Raw genomic sequence first — 20,241 nt, 5'->3', positions numbered from 1 at the left:
CCAATTATCCACATTAACAACCTGACACGATTGACAAATAAAATGATATCCAAACAATTACTTAACTTCTTGATTGTTTGTTTCTGGGCGAGCATTGTATTAATTACTCTACAAATAATACTATTCTTCAGGACATTTTTCTTATTCCATGTAGGTTTTGAGACAGAGCCGCATTTTTTATTACTGGGAATTATTTTCATTCTTGCGACACTTTGGATTTTCTTGTTCATTTATACCCTTTACTTTTTCTTTAAGTACGATAGATACAGTAACTCTGGGATATTCTTATTCTTCTTCCACCTGATATACGCCCTGATTTATTTCTATCGTGTGATTTGGCAACAAAAAAGGGAACTTGTTGGTGATTATGAGAGAGAACCTGTTTTGGGGAACACAATCCTTTTGGAGTCAAACGATACGGATGAATATAAGTACGAAGAAGACGATAAATTTGATACAAAATAATATATTTGACATAAATATCACTGCTCACACCATGGTATATGGCATTGCCGCAAACTGTTTGCATAACAAAACTGCCTGTCCGGATCCCATTGGGTTCGAACAGGCAGTTTCAGTTTTTAGCGTATTTGGTTTCCGGCTTTGGCTTTGCGTTTAGGTTCAACCAACTTCCAGTTAATCCTTTTTCGTTACAATCTCATAGGTATCGCTGGCAATTACAAGTTCTTCATTGGTTGGAACCACCAGCACTTTCACTTTTGAGTCGGGAGTTGAAAGGATTACTTCCTTGCTCTTCAACTTATGGTTCAGCTCTTCATTGAACTTCACACCCATGAATTCCAAATCCTTCATCACCACTGAGCGGGAAATATAATCGTTTTCGCCAACGCCACCGGTAAAGATAATAATGTCAACGCCGCCCATAGCAGCAGCATAAGCCCCAACGTATTTCTTAATGCGGTATTGATACATTTGCAACGCAACACTTGCCCGGTGATTTCCTTCTTCGGCAGCTTTTTCAACATCGCGCATATCTGACGAGATGCCCGAAATGCCCAGAATTCCACTGTGCTTGTTAAGCAGGGTGTTCACAGTGGCCATGTCAATTTCTTCTTTGTTGGCAATATGAAGCACCGCTCCAACATCCAGATCGCCGCAGCGGGTTCCCATGATCAAGCCTTCCAACGGGGTCATACCCATGCTGGTATCAAGCGATTTGCCATCCTTAATAGCTGCAATAGAAGCACCGTTGCCGAGATGGCAGGTAATTATTTTTTGGGTCTTAAAATCAACCTTTAGCATTTCGCAGGCCCGCTGTGAAACATAACGGTGGCTCGTGCCATGAAAGCCGTAGCGGCGGATTTTATACTTATCGTAGAGTGAATATGGAATACCATAGAGGTAAACATAATTGGGCATGGTTTGGTGAAATGCGGTGTCAAACACGCCAACCTGCTGAATATCAGGCAAAAGGCGGGTAATGGAATAAATACCTTCAAGGTTTGGCGGATTGTGCAAGGGTGCGAGGTCAATGCATTCTTCGAGGGCTGCTACAACCTCCGGAGTGATGGCAACGCTGTCGCCGAACATTTCGCCGGCGTGTACCACGCGGTGGCCTACAGCATTGATTTCATTTATACTTTTGATTGAGCCGAATTTTTCGCTTACAAGCACGCCAAGCAGATACTCAATGCCTGTTTGGTGATCCAGTATTTCTCCTTCAAGTTTGGTTTCAACACCATCGTTGCGCTGGTGTTTGATCAATGAGCCTTTAAGCCCGATCTTGTCAACCAGGCCTTTGGCAAGCACTTCCTGCGAGGGCATTTCGAACAGTTGATATTTAATAGAGGAGCTTCCGCAATTCAATACAATAATTTTCATAGTTCTAAGAGATTATCTTGTTAATAAGCCGGTTCAAAGGCTTAAATCAATTTTATTGTTCCCGGCCCAGTTTATGGATCGGACCTTTTTTACTCGTTTTTTTATCATCAATATATTTGTAGAACCCTTCGCCGGTGCGGCGTCCAACCATGTTTGCCCTGACCAGGCGTTTTATAATTGGCGATGGCTTGTACTTCTGCTCTCCAAATTCGAGGTAAAGGTTTTCCATCCATTTCAATACTTTGTCCAGGCCAATTATGTCGCACATTTCAAAAGGGCCATTCTGTAATCCGGAAGTTTCCCGCATGATTTCATCAATATCGCTTACGGTGGCAACACCTTCCATCAATATTTCGCAGGCCTCGTTGATGATTGGAACCAACATCCTTGTGCTTACATTTCCTGACGACTCATTTACATGAACCAGCTTTTTCCCGATCATCATACCAAACTTGCTGATCAGCTCAACGGTTTTATCATTGGTATAAACGCTGCGAACCGTTTCAATAATCTTAACCTTGTTTACCGAACCAAAAAAGTGCAGGCCAATTGCCCTTTCGGGATTCTTAAGCACGGAGGCAATTTCGCTGATCATCAATGTGGCAGTATTTGAAGCGATCACGGTTTCAATGGGAACAGCTTCTTCAATATTTTTGAATATCTGCTGTCGCAGGTCAAGACTGGTTCCTTTCTTTTTGGTGTTCACAGTCTCAAGTACTATATCACAATCGCTGATGCTTTTATAATCCACCGATCCCTTGATGCGGGAAAGAATAAGTTTCTTTTCGGTATTGGTAAGGCCCCATTTGTTGATACGTGCATCCAGCAAACGGTTCAGGCGGTTAAACACCTCTTCCAGCCTTTCCTGGCTAACATCCACGAAGGCTACTTCGATGCCTGACTGGCTCACAAGAATGGCAATTTCCTGGCCCATAGCGCCACAGCCGACAATACCAACTTTTTGTAAAGTTTTCTTTGAATTGACAGTTCTGCTCAAACTGAAATCTTCTAATCTGTCGCTCATTTTATAAAAATATTTTTAGGTTGAAAAAATAACAATCATTTTACGCCGGCTGCCTGGTTGGCTGTGATGGCAATTAGGTTCACAATATCGCTCACCGAACAGCCACGGCTAAGGTCGTTGATAGGGGCTGCAAGCCCTTGCAATACCGGGCCAATGGCTTCCGCACCGGCCAGGCGCTGGACAAGTTTATAGGCAATGTTTCCGGATTGCAGATCAGGGAAAATCAACACATTTGCTTTGCCGGCAACATGACTTCCCGGCGCTTTATGCATACCAACAGATTCAACAATTGCCGTATCGGATTGCATTTCACCGTCAATTTCAAGTGTGGGATCCATCTCGCGGGCAATTTTAGTGGCGCTGATCACTTTATCGCAAAACGGATGTTTTGCCGAACCTTTGGTTGAAAAACTCAGCATGGCCACCCGTGGTTCGATACCGGCAATATTTCTTGCAGTTTGTGCCGTGCTTACAGCAATCTGTGCGAGTTCAGCGTCCGTTGGATCGGGATGAACAGCACAATCGGCAAAAACCAGTAAGCCATCAGGAACGTGCTTATGCTCCTTGAAAATCATTATGAATGCACCAGAAACAACGCTGATGCCAGGAAGTGTTTTCACAATCTGGAAGGCTGGTCGCAAAACATCTCCGGTAGCATTGCCGGCACCGGCTACTTCGCCGTCAGCTTCACCTTTCTTGATCAATAAAGTAGCGAGATAGAGCGGATCTTCAACCAGTTGTAAAGCTTGTTCTAAGGTTAGGCCTTTGCTTTTCCGGATTTCGAAAAGCATATCAGCAAATTCCTGTTTTCGAGGATTATTTTTGGGATTGATGATCATTGCTTTGGCAATGTTTTCCAGTCCCCATTCACTGGCCAGTTCAAAAATCTTTTCAGGATCGCCAAGCAAAATTATCTTAGCAATCTGCTCTTTAAGAATAAAATCAGCGGCTTTCAGTGTTCGTTCTTCAGTTCCTTCGGGGAGCACTATCGTTTTTCCGGCTTGCCTGGCTTTGTTCCGGATGCTTTCCATTAATCCCATACGAGCGGCTTTTGTTTAGTGTAGTTGATGATAGGGTAAAATATAAATAGTGTGCAAATTTAGGGTTTATTAAGATGTGAACTATATCAAAGCCTTGCTTTTGTGAAGAATTTATCCCCTGGCAGGATTAGGCAGTCATGAATCTTATGTTACTTTTGTAGCGCATTTTTACCACACCAAAAGTATTGTTAACCAGAAAGCTACAAAGCAATAATGGCGCAGGACTCAATTTTCCAATATCCATATCAGATAATACCAAAAGAGATCTATGAGCCTGCTTACCAGGATACGGCATCTTTTCAAGTGGATTTTATAGTTGCGATCCCAGGGCCATTGCCGGTGAGTACACATTTTGATATTAATCCGGCAAGACCCGACAAGGGCACGAAACGGAATGAATATGAATATGACTGGATCACGGTAATACTTGTTGCCTGCTTCCTGGTATTTACATTTGCAAAGCATAATTATTCGAGGCGCATGGGCCAATTGCTCAAGGCATGTTTTGTTCCACGTGCAGTTGCCCACCTTTATCGCGAAGGCAATCCATTCAACGAACAGGTTACGCTCGCGCTGGGAACCATATACCTGCTGCTGTCATCATTGTTCATTTATATTGTTCTCAGTCATCTCAACCTGCTGCCAACAGGCCTTGTCCATAATGAGTGGCTTTATGTTGCTATTCTGGCTTCCAACGCTGTTTATTGGTTGGTAAAAGCAATGGCTAGCCGGGCATTGGCCCATATCTTTAAAACCTACGATGCTACTGGCAACTACTTGCTAAATAATTTACTATTCAATCTTTCTGCAGGAATTTTCTTTTTGCTTATTCTGCCGGTGGTTGTTTATACCGGCTCCACATTAGTCCTCGAAATTTCGCTTATTGCAACGTTAGTGATCACCATCTATAAGGTTTTCAGGGGAATTCTTGTAGGTTTATCTATTTCCAGCTTCCCGCTTTTCTTTTTGTTTTTATACGTTATCATGCTGGAAGTTGCGCCATTGCTTATACTGGCCAAATTTTTCAATGCAGGCATATGACCGGCTTCGCAACCAGGCTGAATTACACTTTAGTCCACTACCTTTGCAGCCGATAATATTTTTTTAGGATACCTACAGTTGAGATTCTACAATGCCTAAGTTTACCCGAAGCGAACGCCTGCGAAGTCAGACGCTGATACAATCCCTTTTCACACAAGGGCGTTCTTTCTATGTGTCACCCTTTAAGGTTGTTTGGATGGCAACAGAAACGGTGGATTCGCCTCCGGCACAAATCCTTATCAGCATTCCAAAGAAAACTTTTAAGCATGCGGTGACCCGAAACCTTCTCCGCCGTCGGATCAGGGAGATATACAGGAAAAACAAGTCCGATTTCTATCAGCAATTGGTTCAAATGAACAGGAACTGCCTGTTTGCGTTGATATATACCGGAAGGGAGGTAATGGCTTCATCAGTGCTTGAGCCAAAAATAATTATAACTTTACAGCGTTTAATCCAGGAAAATGTCAAGACTGTTGGGTAAGTTTTTTATTTTGTTGATCCGTTTTTATCAATACGCTATTTCACCTCTCCTGATGTCTTCATGCCGTTATACGCCATCATGCTCGGTCTACGGAGCGGAAGCCATAAAGAAACACGGGCCTTTCAAAGGAGGATGGCTTACCCTGAAACGTCTGGCATCATGCAATCCCTGGGGCGGGAGCGGTTACGATCCGGTTCCCTGAAAAACGAAAAATTAAAATACAATCAGTATCATGGACATAATATTAAGAAAAGTAAAATCCGGAACCAGAACCGCTTACCTGGTTCTAATAGCTTTATTACTTCAAACAAGCCTGTTGGGTCAGGCCAGAAGTGATTTTGAAGTTGCCAAGAACCTCGATATCATGGCTACGCTTTACCGTACACTCAACAGCAACTACGTTGACGACCTCCAGCATGGCGAACTCTTTGAAACAGCCATCGTATCAATGCTTGAATCATTGGATCCATACACCAACTACATCCCTGAATCACAGCGTGAAGATTATCTTTTTATGACCACCGGTCAATATGGTGGCATAGGTGCTTTGATCCAGCAGAGAAAAGATTATGTAGTTGTAAGTGAACCATACGAGGGAGCCCCGGCGCAAAAAGCCGGTTTGATTGCAGGCGACAAAATCCTTGAAATCAATGGACAGAGTGCAAAGGGCAAATCGGTGTCGGATGTAAGTTCTATTTTGAAAGGCCAACCCGGAACCGACCTGGAATTACTTATCGAGCGAAAAGGCGTAAAAGAACCTGTCCTTGTTTCTTTAACCCGCGAAAATGTTAAAATTGACGATATCCCCTATTTCGGATTTCTCGAAAACAACATTGCATATATCAACCTCTCAGGGTTCACACAAAGCGCTTCCGCTGATGTGAAAAAAGCCTTCCAGGACTTACAAAGCCAAACAGAACTCAATGGATTGATCATTGACCTGAGGGGCAATGGAGGTGGATTGTTGTCGGAGGCAGTTGATATCGTCGGGATGTTTGTACCCTCGGGCGAAACAGTTGTAAGCACACGTGGCAAGCTCCAGGAATCGAACAGGGTTCACAAAACCACTTCACAACCAGACGATTTGGATATTCCTATCGCCGTGCTTGTTGACAATAACTCCGCATCCGCTTCTGAAATCGTAGCCGGAGCCTTGCAAGACCTCGACCGGGCGGTGGTAATCGGGCAACGCACGCTCGGAAAGGGACTGGTTCAAAATGTGATCCCACTAACTTACAATACCAGTCTGAAAGTTACAGTAGCCAAGTATTACATTCCCAGCGGCCGTTGCATTCAGGCCATTGATTACTTTCATAAAGATGAAAATGGCGATCATATTGTAATCCCCGATTCGCTGAAAACAGCATTTACAACCCGCAATGGCCGCACGGTATATGAATCTGCCGGTATTGAACCCGATGTGTTGGTTGAACCCCGTACACTCAGCAATATTTCAAGAGAACTGATTACTAATTACATGATCTTTGATTTTGCGAACCAGTTTTATCTGGACAACAATACAATAGCCCCAGCCGGGGAGTTTGAGATTACAGATGCGATATATGAAGAATTCAAATCCTTTGCTGCAGCGGGAAAATTAGATTATCAGACTGATAGCGAAGAAGTTCTTGAAGAGTTGAAGCTTGTGATAGAAGAAGAAAGCAATAATGAAAACGTGCTGGCAATGATCCAGTCCATCGAGAAGGAAATAAGCAATAGCAAAGCCAATGATCTGGAAACCTTCAGCCCTGAAATAAAGGACATTCTGCGATCGGAAATAATTTCGCGCTACTACTTTCAGCGCGGAAGGGTCATCTCCGCTTTGCCAAAAGACCGTGCTGTGAAAAAAGCCCTTGAAGTACTGCAAGATCAGGAACAATACATGAATGTAACTGGTAATGGTTCAACACTTCCTTTGAAGGAAAAAGGTTGACAACCTTACACTGTGCAAGACTATTCAATTTGGGAAAATGGGTAACTGATTCCATCAGCGATGAAACAAAATACCATTAAGATTAACATTACCGAGTTCAGTAATGCTGCCGAACTCCCTGCACAGGATCAGGAATTGGTAAAGCTTGCATTTGAAGCCACCAATAAGGCTTACGCACCTTACTCCCGTTTTACAGTAGGCGCTGCATTGCGGCTTCATAACAATGTTGTGGTGAGTGGCAACAACCAGGAAAATGCCGCCTATCCTTCTGGGCTTTGCGCCGAAAGGGTAGCGATGTTTTATGCTGCTTCACAATATCCGGATCAGGCCATTGATACCATTGCCGTTGTTGCCAGGGCCGATGGCATTGATTTGCCGGAGCCTGCTACTCCCTGTGGTTCGTGCCGGCAGGTTATGGCCGAATACGAACAACTTCATAAAACAAACCTCCGCGTAATCATGGCAACGGAATCGGGGAAAACCATTCTTGTTGAAGGCATGGAAAATCTGTTGCCACTGGCGTTTGAGGGGAAGCATTTGAAGAAAGGCTAGAAGGCTGAGGCTAAGGAAAAGACAGAGGCAGAGGCAGCGATAGAAGTAAATTTGTAGTTTAGTATTAACACTAACAATATCGTGGCCAAATTCGTAAATCGTCATTCATAATTCATCATTCGTAAATCGTAAATCACAACATTCAATGAAACACTATTACCCCTACCCTATTTTAATTCTGTGTTTGATTTTAATGAGCAGTACACTTGCTGCTGAAAAACCGGCTTACCAGCTTTATAATGCAAAAGGCAAAAACGCGAAGTATTCAAAACTTATCAAGGAAGCCGAAGACGCTGATATCATTCTTTTTGGTGAGCAGCACAACAATCCAATCAGTCATTGGCTGCAACTGGAAGTAAGCAAAGACTTGCATTCAATTTATGGTGAGAACCTGGTATTGGGCGCCGAAATGTTTGAAGCTGACAATGCACTCATCCTGCAGGAGTATGTTTCCGATGCGATCCGTACAAGAAATTTTGAAGCGGAAGCCAAATTATGGCCCAACTATAAAACAGACATCAAACCATTGATTGAATTTGCCCGTGAAAACAAGCTGGATTTTATTGCTACAAATGTTCCGAGGCGTTACGCGGCTGCAGTAAATTTTGGTGGATTTGAAGCCCTTGAAGAACTCAGCGATGAAGCCAGATCATTCATTGCACCGCTACCCATCGCTTTTGATCCTGAACTGCCTCAATACATAAAAATGGCAGAAATGATGGGCGGGCAAATGGGTGAGCATGCCAACAATAACATCGTGAAAGCCCAGGCGCTGAAAGATGCGACCATGGCGCATTTTATCCTGAACAATTACGAACCTGGCAAAGTATTTCTGCATTTCCACGGCAGCTTTCATTCCGATTATTATGAAGGCATTATGTGGTACCTGCTGCAACAAAACCCGGACTTGAAAATCCTCACCATCGCCACAATAGAATCAGATAGTGTTGATGAATTTCCTGAAGACCAGCAAGGAATTGCAGACTACGTGATTGTTACACCCGGTTCAATGACGAAAACGCATTAAGATTTCGGATTAACGTTTTCGGGTTTCGGATTTGATTTTGAACTCCTATTGTCCGGCTAAAACCTTTGTGTATCCACTACGTGGAAAAAATAGAAATAGCAAACTGTATATCTACAATACTTTATCCGCTAAGCGGAACTCATCTTGCTGCAACGCAGATTCGCTGTATGCGATAGAGTATTGTAGCATAAAGCAACCCAATTAATACAAATACCTCGTAGAGGTTTCACAATTAAAGGTATTTAGTTGGTTCACCAATATTTTATCGGACAACGAGACTATTCACAAAACACAATAAAAATGCTTATGAAAGCCGCACATAGCGAGAAATAGCATTAGACGATTGTATTGCTAAGCTATTGTCAATGACTGAAAAAGTAAATCTCAGCCAGTGATTTCACTGAGCGGTCGGCATAAAATTCGGAAGGATGGAAAATACGGTAGAATCCACCATCCATTGGGTTTTCTGGCACAGCAAGAATATGCATCACCTGATCGGTTCGGTTGAAAAGTTCGCTGTAACTGTAAACCGATCTGTAGCCATCAAGCCCGGCAAAGCAAACCAAACCGTGGCGGTTCAATTCCGGGTCAAAAAAATCAATTGAACCTTCAAGCAACTTGCTGAGCAAAGGCCCCTGGAAATATCTGGCTGCATGATACCCCATGCCCATTCCGTAAAAGCTGGAATAGTATCGTGTGTAAGCGTCTTCATCTTCGATCATTGGTATGCTTGCGATTTGCTGATCGTCTTGCATCACCTGGATTTCCTGGCTATACAGAGGTTCAAGATCACGGTTGATCACATACTCCTTTTTATCAAAAGAATAAACCGTGATTTTAACCGGGTCAACCAGCACACGATAAGCAAACAGATCGTTGGCGGCAACCACCTTCCAGGTGTCGCCGGTTTCGTAATTCACTTCTTTGCGGTAAGGCACAATCGGGGCTGCTTCGGTAGCAATAATGATCTGATGCGGATTATTGGTATGAAAAATCTCCGACCAGCTAAAAGAAACTCTTTCCCCGGTAGCGTTCTCAATCACAACATACAGATCAATGGCCGGACGAAAAACCTCTGCATTTTTCTTTTCGTGATTGAACGGATGCAACAGATCAAACAATGAATAACCCCGGTAGCGGTAAGCTCCGATAAAGTTAATTCCACTTTCTGCATCATAAAGTGATTCCTTGATAAAAACCTCCTGTTTGTAATGATTATCGAGATTAATCTCTCCGGGCGTTTTCACCTCGCCTTCAACTGTGAGTGTTCCTGTTTTCAGGCTGACTTCTTTGGTTTGATGAAAAAGGCTGTTGCCATCGGTAGCCATTGTTTTGGTGGCTCCAGTAATGGCATCAGCAACAGCATCGGGTAAAAGATTGCAGGATTGGAGGAAGAGCGCCGAAAGCAGCAGAAGAAATAAGTAGCGTTTCATTTTCAATACTTTAGTGTGAATTCTTCGGATTATAAGTCAGGATGCAAAGTTGCACAAATTCCTTATTGTGAATGGTTGTTTAGCTTTTCAAAATGAATATAAGCTCAAAGATCATCCTGAAACGACGCTTTTATTACAAGTAATTTATTAAACAAATTCCTCAAAAAACAGTTGATAGGAACAGTTAAGCCACCATTTATTGAAACCCACATGAAACCCGCTCATCTGATTTTGTTCATTACTCTGCTTTCTCTTTATTCATTACCCTTATTGTCTCAGGATAAGAATACGCATTCTGATAGTCATAAGCATGATTCTCATAATTATCATGTTGGTGTGGGAATTGCCGGGTCAAAAATTCTTGCTGAAAGTACATTGGCTCCCGGATTTCATCTGCACATAGTCCGTCAATTTGGCCATCATAATCAATGGGGGATGGGATTGGGTTATGAGGTAATTGCTGACAAGCACTGGCATCATGGCTTAAACCTGCTTTTTAATTACAGGCCTGCGAGGTTCTTGTCCTTGCTTGCCGGGCCAGGACTTGCTGTTGCCAGTCATGAAGGTAAAACTGAGATTTTACCAGCCTTTCATACCGAGGCTGTGTTTGAATTTAATTTAAGAGGTTTGCATATTGGCCCCATGATAGGTTACGGCCTCGATACCGAAGACAGCCATTTTTCTGTTGGCATTCATCTAGGCTTAGGATTCTGACACAATTATTCAAGATTCAAGATTTCATATTTAAGATTCAAGATTGAGGGAACGGAAGGGATGCAAGCCCGATTCGGGGGAATTTATTCAAGATTACAAAGTTGAGATTCAAGATTAGGAACTGCAAGGGATGCAAGCCCGCAGTAGCGGAATGGCAGCCCTTGTTTCAATTTTTGAACCACATAGAAACATAGTCACATAGAAATCACATAGTTTTAATTTTTATCCGTGCATTCTTGTCTATGAATTAATGCGTGTATTCAATAAAATCATCCGTAAATCCACCGCGGCGGACAAGTTGTGTGGCAACCTTATCATTCGTGAATCCGTGGCAAACCTAATTATCCGTGCATCCACCACGGCGGACACGTCCGTGGCAACCAAAAGCGTCGAAGACGCCAATCTATGATTGAATCCTGGTTCACACTAAACCACTTTCAATTTCACACAAATTCTTTCTGGCGAAATCAATGTTTTGAGCATTATCAGATAAAACCATCAGGATATCATTGGCTTCAATAATTGTGGATCCATCGGGAATGATAAACTCATTTTCGCGATGAATCATCGTAACGATGGTTGATTTTGGAAAATGCAACTCCACAATCCGACGCCCAACGGCACAACCATTTTCGGGAATCAGTATCTCATCCATCACAGTTTTATGGTTCTCAAAAAGCAATGTTTCAACTGATGTTTTGACTTTTGCCCTTTCGGGAATAGCAACCCGCAGCCATTTGGCAACTGTTGAGAGTGTTGTGCCCTGTATCAGAACAGAAGTAACTGAAACAAAAAATACAATATTGAAAATCATTTCTGACTTATCAATTCCTGCAATCAATGGATAAGTGGCAAAAACAATAGGCACTGCGCCGCGCAGGCCAACCCACGAAATATAGAGCTTTTTTCTGAACTTAATCCTGAAAGGAAGCAGGCTTAGATAAACACTCAGTGGTCGTGCAAAAAGAATTAAAAACACTGAAATGATCAAACCTATACCAGCAACAGGAAGCACATGTGAGGGAAAGACCAGCAACCCAAGTGTAAGAAACAAAATGATTTGCATAAGCCATGCCATAGCATCAAACATCTTGAGTATGGTTTTCTTATGAATAAAGTCCTTATTCCCAATATAAACGGCGCAAATATAAACAGCAAGAAAGCCATTGCCCTGTAGAAAATCGGTAGCTGAAAATGTTAAAAGCATCAGAGCAATTACGAGTACCGGATACAGGCCTTCAAAAACAAGTTTAATCCTGTTAATCAAAAAAATACTTGCTTTGGCGAACACAAAACCCAGGCCTGCGCCAATCAACATCTGTTTCAAAAATAAAGGTATGATCATGACAAGGCTTTGATCCTGGTTAACTACAAGGCTGAGCATGGCAATAGTAAGAAAGTAGGCCATCGGATCATTGCTACCGCTTTCAAATTCAAGTGTTGGGCGCAAATTACTTTTGAGCGCTATTCTTTTCGACCTCAAAATGGAAAAAACCGCAGCAGCATCAGTCGAAGAAACAATGGCGCCCAACAGCAGGCCTTCGTAGATAGTGAAATCAGTCACCAACCAGACAAACACGCCCAGGAAGGCAGCAGTGAAAAGCACTCCCAGCGTTGACAGCGAAACGCCGTGCCATATGATCGGCCTTATATATTTCCAATCGGTATCCAGTCCGCCGGAAAACAATATAAAACAGAGGCACACAACACCGATATACTGCGCCAGCTTCGGATCGTCAAAATTAATACCTCCAAGGCCTTCTGAACCGGCCAGCATGCCGATAAGGAGAAACAATATCAGGGTAGGAAACCCAAATCGGTAAGAGGTTTTGCCTGCAATGATGCTAACAAGAAGCAGAAGTGATCCGATCAGAAGATATGTACCAAGTGATAAATCCATAGAATATTACTAACTAAAAGCGCTTCAATAAACTTTCGCTAAAATAGGCATTTTCATGTTTTACCGCACCATTACCATGCATCAATTCGGTTATTCAAGATTTCAAATTTGAGATCCAAGATTAGGAACTGCAAGGGATGCAAGCCCGCAGTAGCGGGCTTGCATCCCTTGTTTACATAGTCATATAGAAATCACATAGTTTTAATTTTTATCCGTGCATCCTTGACTATGAATTAATCCGTGTATTCAATAAAATCATCTGTGAATCCGCTGCGGCAGACAAGTTCCGTGGCAACCTTTTCATCCGTGAATCCGTGGCAATATTTCATTCGTGCATTCGTGGCAAACCTATTTATCCATGCATCCGCTTGGCCAGACAAATTCCATAGCAACAAATTCATCCGTGAATCCGCAACGGCGGCGGACAAGTTCCGTGGCAACTCCACCTGAATGATACCGGTACAATTGGGCTGCAAAATGCCTTGTAAGTTATTTAATGTTACATTCTGATCCCTCGTAAATTTATTGATCCATATTTATCTCGTGCAAAATATAAATACATACTTTTGTCCGATGCTTTGATATGATTGCGTGATCCTAAATACCTTAACCACAATGAGAAACAAGCTTAAATTAAAAATCCTGGCGGGTTTCATGCTACTGCTGGCATTGCTTATTGTCGCCGGAACGATTTCAATAATTGAATTTATAAAACTCAGCCGCTCGGTTAACTCACTGATTGAAGATAATTATAAGACAATAGAGGCTTCACGGACTATGCTTGAAGCATTGGAACGGAAAGATAGCGGAGTGCTGCTTTTCCTCCTCGATCAGAACGACGATGGAAGGGAAATCATCAGCTCGGCAGACAGCACCTTTAATGATGCGTTTAAAATAGCTGTAAATAATATTACTGAAACCAATGAAGGCGAGTATCTTGAGAATATTTCCAGGCTTTCCAACATCTTTTCATCCAAAGTTGAACTGGCAGTATCGGTTCAAGCAAACGAAGGCCGCATTAATTTTTATCATTCTGAAGTGTACTTTACTTTTATTGATGTGAAACATGCCGTAAATGAATTAATGACGCTGAATCAAAACAAAATGTACGCTGAAGCATCGCTGCTCAGGGAAAAATCGTATAGGGCAATCATGCCGGGAATAGTGGCAATTATTGGTGCTGGATTTTTTTCATTGATCCTTAGCTTTTTTATCTCAAGGTATTATGTTTCTCCTCTGAGCAGCCTTGCGCAGGCAATCAGGAAGTTTCACCCAAGTGAAAAGCAGCTAAGCTCTGATTTAAAATCGGATGACGAGATAAAGAAAATTGAAGTGGAAGTGAATCATCTCATTGCAAGACTTACAAAATAACAGGATGAGCAATAGCAATTTCATTCGCCCAGAGATTATTATAAAGTTTAACGGATATGTACTGCTCTTTAATGCAGTGTTTCTACTTCTGGCAGCATCTATTTCATTCTTCAATACTGAAACATCAGCGTTGCCGCTGCTTTTCAGTGGACTTATCTGCATAATTTTTGGATTATTTCCGTTTATCTTCGTCGAAGACCAGGATGATATAACTTTTCAGGAGGGCTTGGTGATTGTTGCTTCCAGTTGGTTGATTACCTGCCTGATTGGTATGCTACCATACGTAATGTGGGGCGGTGAGTTCAGTCTCATCAACGCCTGGTTCGAAAGCGTTTCCGGGTTCACAACTACGGGTTCATCCATTCTTAATGATATAGAGCGTCTGCCTGGTGGGCTGCTTTTCTGGCGCTCTTCCACGCATTGGATAGGGGGAGTTGGTGTGATCATGTTTGTTCTGCTCATTTTACCTCATGCAGCAAGTTCACGGCTCACCTTGCTTAACGCTGAAATGAGCGAACTCTCGAAATACAATTTCCGGTATAAAGCCCGTAAAATTATCCGGATTCTGGCTATTGTTTATGTTGGCCTTACACTTGCGGAAACCCTGGCACTTTTTGCATCTGGTATGACTCTTTTTGATGCCATCAACCATTCATTCGCCACCATAGCCACAGGAGGATTTTCAACCAAAAATCTTAGCATTGCTCATTTCGACAATCTGGGCATTGAATACATCCTCATTTTCTTCATGGTCTTGTCCGGTCTTCATTTTGGCCTGTTATACAGGACCTTTACCTTTCAAAAAGAAAATATTTTCACATCTGCCACCGTAAGGAATTTTGTCTTTATCCTGTTCCTGGGTGTCATATTGGTATCAGCTAAGTTATACATTACAGGCGTTTACGATTTCTGGAATTCCATACGCTATGGCGCATTTCAGGTGGTATCGCTTGGCACTACAACAGGTTTCGCCAATGCCGATAGTGCCCATTGGCCTGCATTCACCCATATCATACTTATTTACTTTACTATTCAATGCGCAATGGTGGGTTCAACATCTGGAGGATTGAAATTCGACAGGGTTTTATTATTCTTCAAATCACTAAAAAAGCAGCTCATATTGTTGCAACATCCCAAAGCTGTGGTTGTCGTTAAGTTGAATAGCCGGAATATAAGTGATAATCTTGAAGCCCTGACTCTCGTTTTTATTATACTCTACCTGTTCACACTGTTCATGACAACCCTGGTTCTTACATTTTTTGATGTAGACCTTTATACTGCTTTTACTGCATCTGTTGCAACAATCGGAAATGTGGGCCCTGGCTTTGGCGAAGTAAGTTCGCTGGCAAATTATTCCACAATTCCTGGTATAGGAAAGTTCATGCTAAGCATTAATATGATCCTTGGCCGTCTTGAAATTTTCAATATTATCGCCTTACTCATGATCAGAAAAAGCAGTGTTTAGAGTCTATATTTCTCCGTTTCAGAGAATGACTCTTCGGGGAGAAGTTGGCAATAGGCAATGAGCATTTGGCAAAAAAACAAACAAACTACGAAACATAAAAACAGTCTCACTGCATTACTGCATCACAAAAAATGCGATCCTTTCCCAACGGGAGTTAGTCTCGAACCCCCAGCTAAGCTGCTCATAAATATTAAAAACATATCTAAGAGTTTATATTTGTCTTACATTTGCATTTTATCAGCAATTTCCTACAAATTTCAACTAACAATCATGATGGCTAAATTAATCATCCCGGCAATCCTCTTAATCATTTTGGTTAATAGCAGCGATGCCCAAAACACAGTCCAAAATTCCTCGGAACAGCATTCGGGAATAACTACAGCAACCGATGGTTCTGTTATTTTTACAGTTTTATCAGTAAGCAATGGAGCAACCTACTCTCCAAAAAATGTTTTTGCTGTATGGATCAAAGATGCTAATGGAAATTTTGTGATCAGCCGGAAAGTTATGGCCGCATCGCGAAAAGTGCACCTTGTAAAGTGGATGGCTTCTTCGGGTAATAACAGCGTAGGTGCTATTACCGGAGCTACCCTGCCAAGCCATCAGTTTCATACAATTAGCTGGGATTGCCGTAATCAGGCCGGCGAACTGGTGCCCGACGGAGTTTATGAAGTCTGGGTGGAATATACCAGCAGAAATTCTGCGAATGGAGGTGATTTAGGACCCTTTACCCATGTTAGTTTTGAAAAGGGAACTTCGGTGCTTTCCGTTGATTTTCCAGATGAAGCGTATTTTAAGGATATGAATTTACAATACAGTCCTTCCAATGTTGGTCTTGAAGAAGGCTTGTCAGACAAAATGAAATGGAAAGCATTTCCCAATCCTTCAGCTGAAGGTATTCATTTCAGTTTTGACGCACCTGGAAGCGGATTCCTGAATGTCACCATTTATGATCTTGAGGGTAAAAGGATATTGGAACTCATTGACGAGCACATTGAGCAGCAATCCTATTCGTTTTACTGGGATAGCAGGGAGGCAGGTTATACACAGGTAGCTCCAGGGGTTTATCTGGTTAGGGTTATTTTTGATAGTAAAATGTTTGAACAGAAAGTAATTTTGATTCGATAGTTTTTCAGATACATCGCTCCTTTTTCAAGGTAATGCGCTTTTAAGAACTAAAGCTTAATGATGATAAACACAATAATTACCTCAACACAAGTCTATAACCATCCGCTTGAAGTGGTCTGGAGAGCCTTATCGGAAGAAAGCGAACTGAGAAAATGGTTTTTCCCGGTGCAGCATTATCAATTTGAAAAAGAGCGGGAATTCAGGTTTTATGAAAGTGAAGACTCGAACCGCTTCCTGCACAGATGCAGGTTCACGGAGATTATTCCAATGCAGTTAATCGCTTATACCTGGGAGTTTCCGGAGTTTTCTTCGGGAATTTCTCTTGTGCAATGGCAGCTTGAGCAAATGGGCGATCAAACACGGCTTACGCTGACACATTCCGGTCTTGAAGCCTTTGCCGAAGCGGGTGACGATTTTAAACCTGAGAACTTTCAGTTTGGCTGGGATCATTTTGTGCATGATGTGCTGAGGCTTTATCTGAATGGAATAGAAAAACTGGTTTTTAAAACCACTATAAAGGCGAATGCTGAAAAAATCTGGGAAACTTTGTGGGACAAGGAAACCTACAAACAGTGGACTGAGCCATTTACCATCGGTTCATACTATGATGGTGAGATTCAAACCGGAAACCGAATTCATTTCCTTACTCCAGAAGGCCACGGAATGTACAGCAATGTTGCCTTTGTAAAAGATAATGAACATGTTGTTTTGCAACATATTGGTGAGATGGCCGGTTTTGAGGAACTGCCTCCCGACGAAAAAACATTGAAATGGACGGGAAGTTGTGAATCTTACCAGCTCCTTAGTGCTGATAATGGAATGCTGCTGCGGGTGGAGGTTGATACCGATGCGACCCACCTCACTGCAATGAATGAGATTTTTCCTGTTGCATTACAAAGACTTAAAGAAATTTGCGAAAAGGATTGAACCGTGCATAAAATTGTATCACCCTGGCAAGACGAACTGGAAATCTTACGTTCCATTATCATTAAAACCAGTCTTACGTCTGAGATTAAGTGGGGTATGGAGATTTTTACCTGGAATGGAAAACGCGTTGTGGGTTACCTGGGTTTCAAGAATTTCTTTTCCTTGTGGTTCTATAACGGGGTGTTTTTGAGCGATAAATACAAGGCACTGGTCAATGCGCAGGAAGGTAAAACAAAAGCCCTGCGCCAATGGAGGTTTACTTCATCCAGCGAAATTGATGAAGAAAAAATCCTTGAATACATTAACGAAGCTATTGAAAATGAAAAAGCCGGAAGGGTATGGAAACCTGAAAAGTCAGGTCAGTTAGAGATTCCGGAACTCATGCATGCCAGTTTTGAACAGGATCATAACCTGAAGTCAGCTTTTGAGAATCTAACCCCATACAAGCAAAAGGAATATATTGAATTCCTTGAATCAGCCAAACGTGAAGAAACCAAACTTTCCCGCCTGAACAAGATTAAACCGATAATTTTGAGTGGGCTTGGTTTGTATGATAAATACAAATAAACAAAGTGTTGGTATTCGAGCTAAAAGTCGCTACAACTGCACCAGCAGCACTTCCTTCTTTCCATCCCGCATAACTTCTACAACCACGGTTTCGCCGGCTGTGAGCGCATTGAGGCGGGCCATGTACTCATAAATATTGCCCACCGGCGAGCCATTCATGCCAATGATCACATCACCTTTCAGGATGCCGGCACGGGCTGCCGGTCCACCATTTCTAACGCCATCAACTCCCAATCCGTTTTTTGATGATGCCACGTCAGGGATGATTCCAAGCGTTATCTTGTAACCCCGTCCATGTCCGCGCCGGGCCATTGCACCGCTTTCGGTAAAAGTCAGGGCTTCATCCATATTGGCAATGTGGCTGGCAATATCAAAAACAAATTCCTGGATTGCAACCAAACCCGAAGTGTTTAAGCGATCCCAGGTATCAAGCGGTGTATGGTAATCTTCGTGTGGACCAGTTGTAACAAATAAAACCGGTATTGAAGAAGCATAAAATGCCGCGTGATCAGAAGGACCGTAACCATCCGGCTGACGGTTGAGCGTGAAGGGAAGTCCAGCTTCCAGTTTAGAAAGGATTTCATCAAATTCTGCTGCGGTTCCGGTTCCACCAACGGTAAGCACGTTTTCATCTTTCAGCCGCCCAATCATGTCAAGGTTGATCATGGCTTTGATCTGGTTCGCAGGAACAGGGGCATTTTCAACAAAATACTTCGAACCCACCAATCCCATTTCCTCTGCCCCGAAAGCCACAAATATCACACTGCGGATAAAATCCGTATTATCAGCCGCGAACCTAGAGGCAACCTCCAGCAATGCAGCAACTCCGGAAGCATTGTCATCAGCACCATAATGAACTGCAATGGAGTCTGGCATTCTTGAACCGGAACCGGTTCCGCCCATGCCCAGGTGATCGTAATGCGCACCGATCACAATATATTCGTTTTTAAGCTGCGGATGTTTGCCCGGCAGCATCGCTACCACATTTTGTGTGCTTACTGTTTTGTAGCCAAGGCTCACATTGGCAGTTACATCGGTGTATGCATCAAATGAAAAAGGTTGTTTTGAAGATTGCAGTTCCTTTTCGAGGTCTTCGATGTTAAAACCCCTACCGGTGATCAGGTGGTTGGCAAGTTTGCGTGTGATGTTGATAACTGGTATTCCGGCGTCGGAAGCGGTTTTGTCGTAATAAGCCGGCATGAGTTTGTCCTCTTTTTCAACTGAAGGGCCTTTGACAAGCAATAAGCCGGCAGCGCCATGATCGCGGGCATTGATGGCTTTCATGCGATCGGATGCGTAGGCTATAAATTCGCTTTGAGGATTTTCCGGTTCGGGATCGTCAATCATAGCCAGCACCCATTTGCCAGTTGCATCAATGTTTGAAAAATCGTTCCAGCCACCTGGCATCACGATACCGTAGCCAGCAAAGACAACCTGACCTGTTGCTTCTGCGTTGGCTGAGAAGGATAGCGGGATATAGTCTTGTTCAATAACGGCTTCAAAATTCTTTGTTGTGAAACTATTGCCTTCTCTTAATTCAACTCCTGTAATCACGTCAAATGACTGATAACCATTGCTGAACATTAGTTCCATTCCGTAAACGGAAAAACGGTCGCGGATGTACGACGCAGCAAGTTCATCGCCTTCGGTTCCTGCATATCTGCCGGCAAGTTCATCACTGCTGAGGTACATAATATGTTGCAGCGTATGCTCGGGAAGAAAAGGATTGTGCTGGGCTTTGAGACCAAGGTTCGCAATTAAACAAACTGCGATGATAGTTTTGAAAATGTGCATAA

At 42.7% G+C, this 20,241-nt stretch carries 18 protein-coding genes; 12 read left to right on the top strand and 6 right to left on the bottom strand.

Annotation, left to right across the window (positions count from 1 at the left end; translation table 11 throughout):
• Positions 1–636: 636 nt before the first annotated feature.
• The 3 genes from IH597_13350 to pta are packed head-to-tail and all read right to left on the bottom strand — an operon-like array spanning position 637 to position 3,906.
• Entirely contained in the window at positions 637–1,842 is a 1,206-nt protein-coding gene (locus tag IH597_13350) for an acetate kinase (protein MBE0663440.1), read from the bottom strand.
• A gap of 52 nt (positions 1,843–1,894) precedes the next feature.
• Entirely contained in the window at positions 1,895–2,866 is a 972-nt protein-coding gene (locus tag IH597_13345) for a 3-hydroxyacyl-CoA dehydrogenase family protein (protein MBE0663439.1), read from the bottom strand.
• A 35-nt stretch (positions 2,867–2,901) separates the two neighbouring features.
• The gene (gene pta, locus IH597_13340) at positions 2,902–3,906 is read right to left on the bottom strand and encodes a phosphate acetyltransferase (GenBank protein MBE0663438.1); all 1,005 of its coding nucleotides are present in this window, start codon (positions 3,904–3,906) and stop codon (positions 2,902–2,904) included.
• A 213-nt stretch (positions 3,907–4,119) separates the two neighbouring features.
• On the opposite strand from pta, the gene IH597_13335 reads away from it, so the two are divergent.
• The 6 genes from IH597_13335 to IH597_13310 all read left to right on the top strand — a co-directional run bounded on the left by IH597_13335 (position 4,120) and on the right by IH597_13310 (position 8,940).
• Positions 4,120–4,947, top strand: coding sequence for a DUF4271 domain-containing protein (locus IH597_13335; GenBank protein MBE0663437.1), 828 nt, complete (start codon positions 4,120–4,122; stop codon positions 4,945–4,947).
• 91 nt (positions 4,948–5,038) lie between these two features.
• Positions 5,039–5,428, top strand: coding sequence for a ribonuclease P protein component (rnpA, locus tag IH597_13330; GenBank protein MBE0663436.1), 390 nt, complete (start codon positions 5,039–5,041; stop codon positions 5,426–5,428).
• Positions 5,409–5,630, top strand: a complete 222-nt coding sequence (gene yidD / locus IH597_13325; GenBank protein MBE0663435.1) for a membrane protein insertion efficiency factor YidD — start codon at positions 5,409–5,411, stop codon at positions 5,628–5,630. The genes rnpA and yidD overlap by 20 nt, the downstream gene beginning before the upstream one ends.
• A 30-nt stretch (positions 5,631–5,660) precedes the next feature.
• Positions 5,661–7,361, top strand: a complete 1,701-nt coding sequence (locus tag IH597_13320; protein MBE0663434.1) for a S41 family peptidase — start codon at positions 5,661–5,663, stop codon at positions 7,359–7,361.
• 60 nt (positions 7,362–7,421) lie between these two features.
• Positions 7,422–7,913, top strand: coding sequence for a cytidine deaminase (cdd, locus tag IH597_13315; GenBank protein MBE0663433.1), 492 nt, complete (start codon positions 7,422–7,424; stop codon positions 7,911–7,913).
• 145 nt (positions 7,914–8,058) lie between these two features.
• A complete protein-coding gene (locus IH597_13310) occupies positions 8,059–8,940 on the top strand; it encodes a ChaN family lipoprotein (protein ID MBE0663432.1) in 882 nt (293 codons plus the stop codon).
• A gap of 362 nt (positions 8,941–9,302) precedes the next feature.
• On the opposite strand, the gene IH597_13305 is transcribed toward IH597_13310, so the two are convergent.
• Positions 9,303–10,373 carry a hypothetical protein gene (locus IH597_13305; protein ID MBE0663431.1) on the bottom strand — a complete coding sequence of 357 codons (1,071 nt, stop codon included), beginning with the start codon at positions 10,371–10,373 and terminating at the stop codon, positions 9,303–9,305.
• Positions 10,374–10,583: 210 nt separating this feature from the next.
• On the opposite strand from IH597_13305, the gene IH597_13300 reads away from it, so the two are divergent.
• Positions 10,584–11,087, top strand: a complete 504-nt coding sequence (locus tag IH597_13300; protein ID MBE0663430.1) for a hypothetical protein — start codon at positions 10,584–10,586, stop codon at positions 11,085–11,087.
• A gap of 421 nt (positions 11,088–11,508) precedes the next feature.
• Here IH597_13300 and IH597_13295 read toward each other — a convergent pair whose 3' ends face one another.
• Entirely contained in the window at positions 11,509–12,987 is a 1,479-nt protein-coding gene (locus IH597_13295) for a potassium/proton antiporter (GenBank protein MBE0663429.1), read from the bottom strand.
• Positions 12,988–13,602: 615 nt separating this feature from the next.
• Here IH597_13295 and IH597_13290 point away from each other — a divergent pair.
• The 5 genes from IH597_13290 to IH597_13270 all read left to right on the top strand — a co-directional run bounded on the left by IH597_13290 (position 13,603) and on the right by IH597_13270 (position 18,445).
• Positions 13,603–14,358: a hypothetical protein gene (locus IH597_13290; GenBank protein ID MBE0663428.1), complete on the top strand. Its 756-nt coding sequence runs from the start codon at positions 13,603–13,605 to the stop codon at positions 14,356–14,358.
• 22 nt (positions 14,359–14,380) lie between these two features.
• Positions 14,381–15,823 carry a TrkH family potassium uptake protein gene (locus IH597_13285; GenBank protein MBE0663427.1) on the top strand — a complete coding sequence of 481 codons (1,443 nt, stop codon included), beginning with the start codon at positions 14,381–14,383 and terminating at the stop codon, positions 15,821–15,823.
• A gap of 270 nt (positions 15,824–16,093) precedes the next feature.
• Entirely contained in the window at positions 16,094–16,951 is an 858-nt protein-coding gene (locus tag IH597_13280; protein ID MBE0663426.1) for a DUF2271 domain-containing protein, read from the top strand.
• Positions 16,952–17,008: 57 nt separating this feature from the next.
• Positions 17,009–17,878, top strand: coding sequence for an SRPBCC domain-containing protein (locus IH597_13275; GenBank protein MBE0663425.1), 870 nt, complete (start codon positions 17,009–17,011; stop codon positions 17,876–17,878).
• Positions 17,879–17,881: 3 nt separating this feature from the next.
• Complete coding sequence (locus IH597_13270; protein MBE0663424.1) at positions 17,882–18,445, top strand: YdeI/OmpD-associated family protein; 564 nt, start codon at positions 17,882–17,884, stop codon at positions 18,443–18,445.
• A gap of 30 nt (positions 18,446–18,475) precedes the next feature.
• On the opposite strand, the gene IH597_13265 is transcribed toward IH597_13270, so the two are convergent.
• Positions 18,476–20,239: a M20/M25/M40 family metallo-hydrolase gene (locus IH597_13265; protein MBE0663423.1), complete on the bottom strand. Its 1,764-nt coding sequence runs from the start codon at positions 20,237–20,239 to the stop codon at positions 18,476–18,478.
• Between the last annotated feature and the right edge of the window lie 2 nt (positions 20,240–20,241).

This window comes from Bacteroidales bacterium (assembly GCA_014860575.1).
GTDB lineage: Bacteria > Bacteroidota > Bacteroidia > Bacteroidales > JAAYJT01 > JAAYJT01.
The sequence above is the reverse complement of the archived record's forward strand: the minus strand, read 5'-3'. Positions and strand labels throughout refer to the sequence as shown.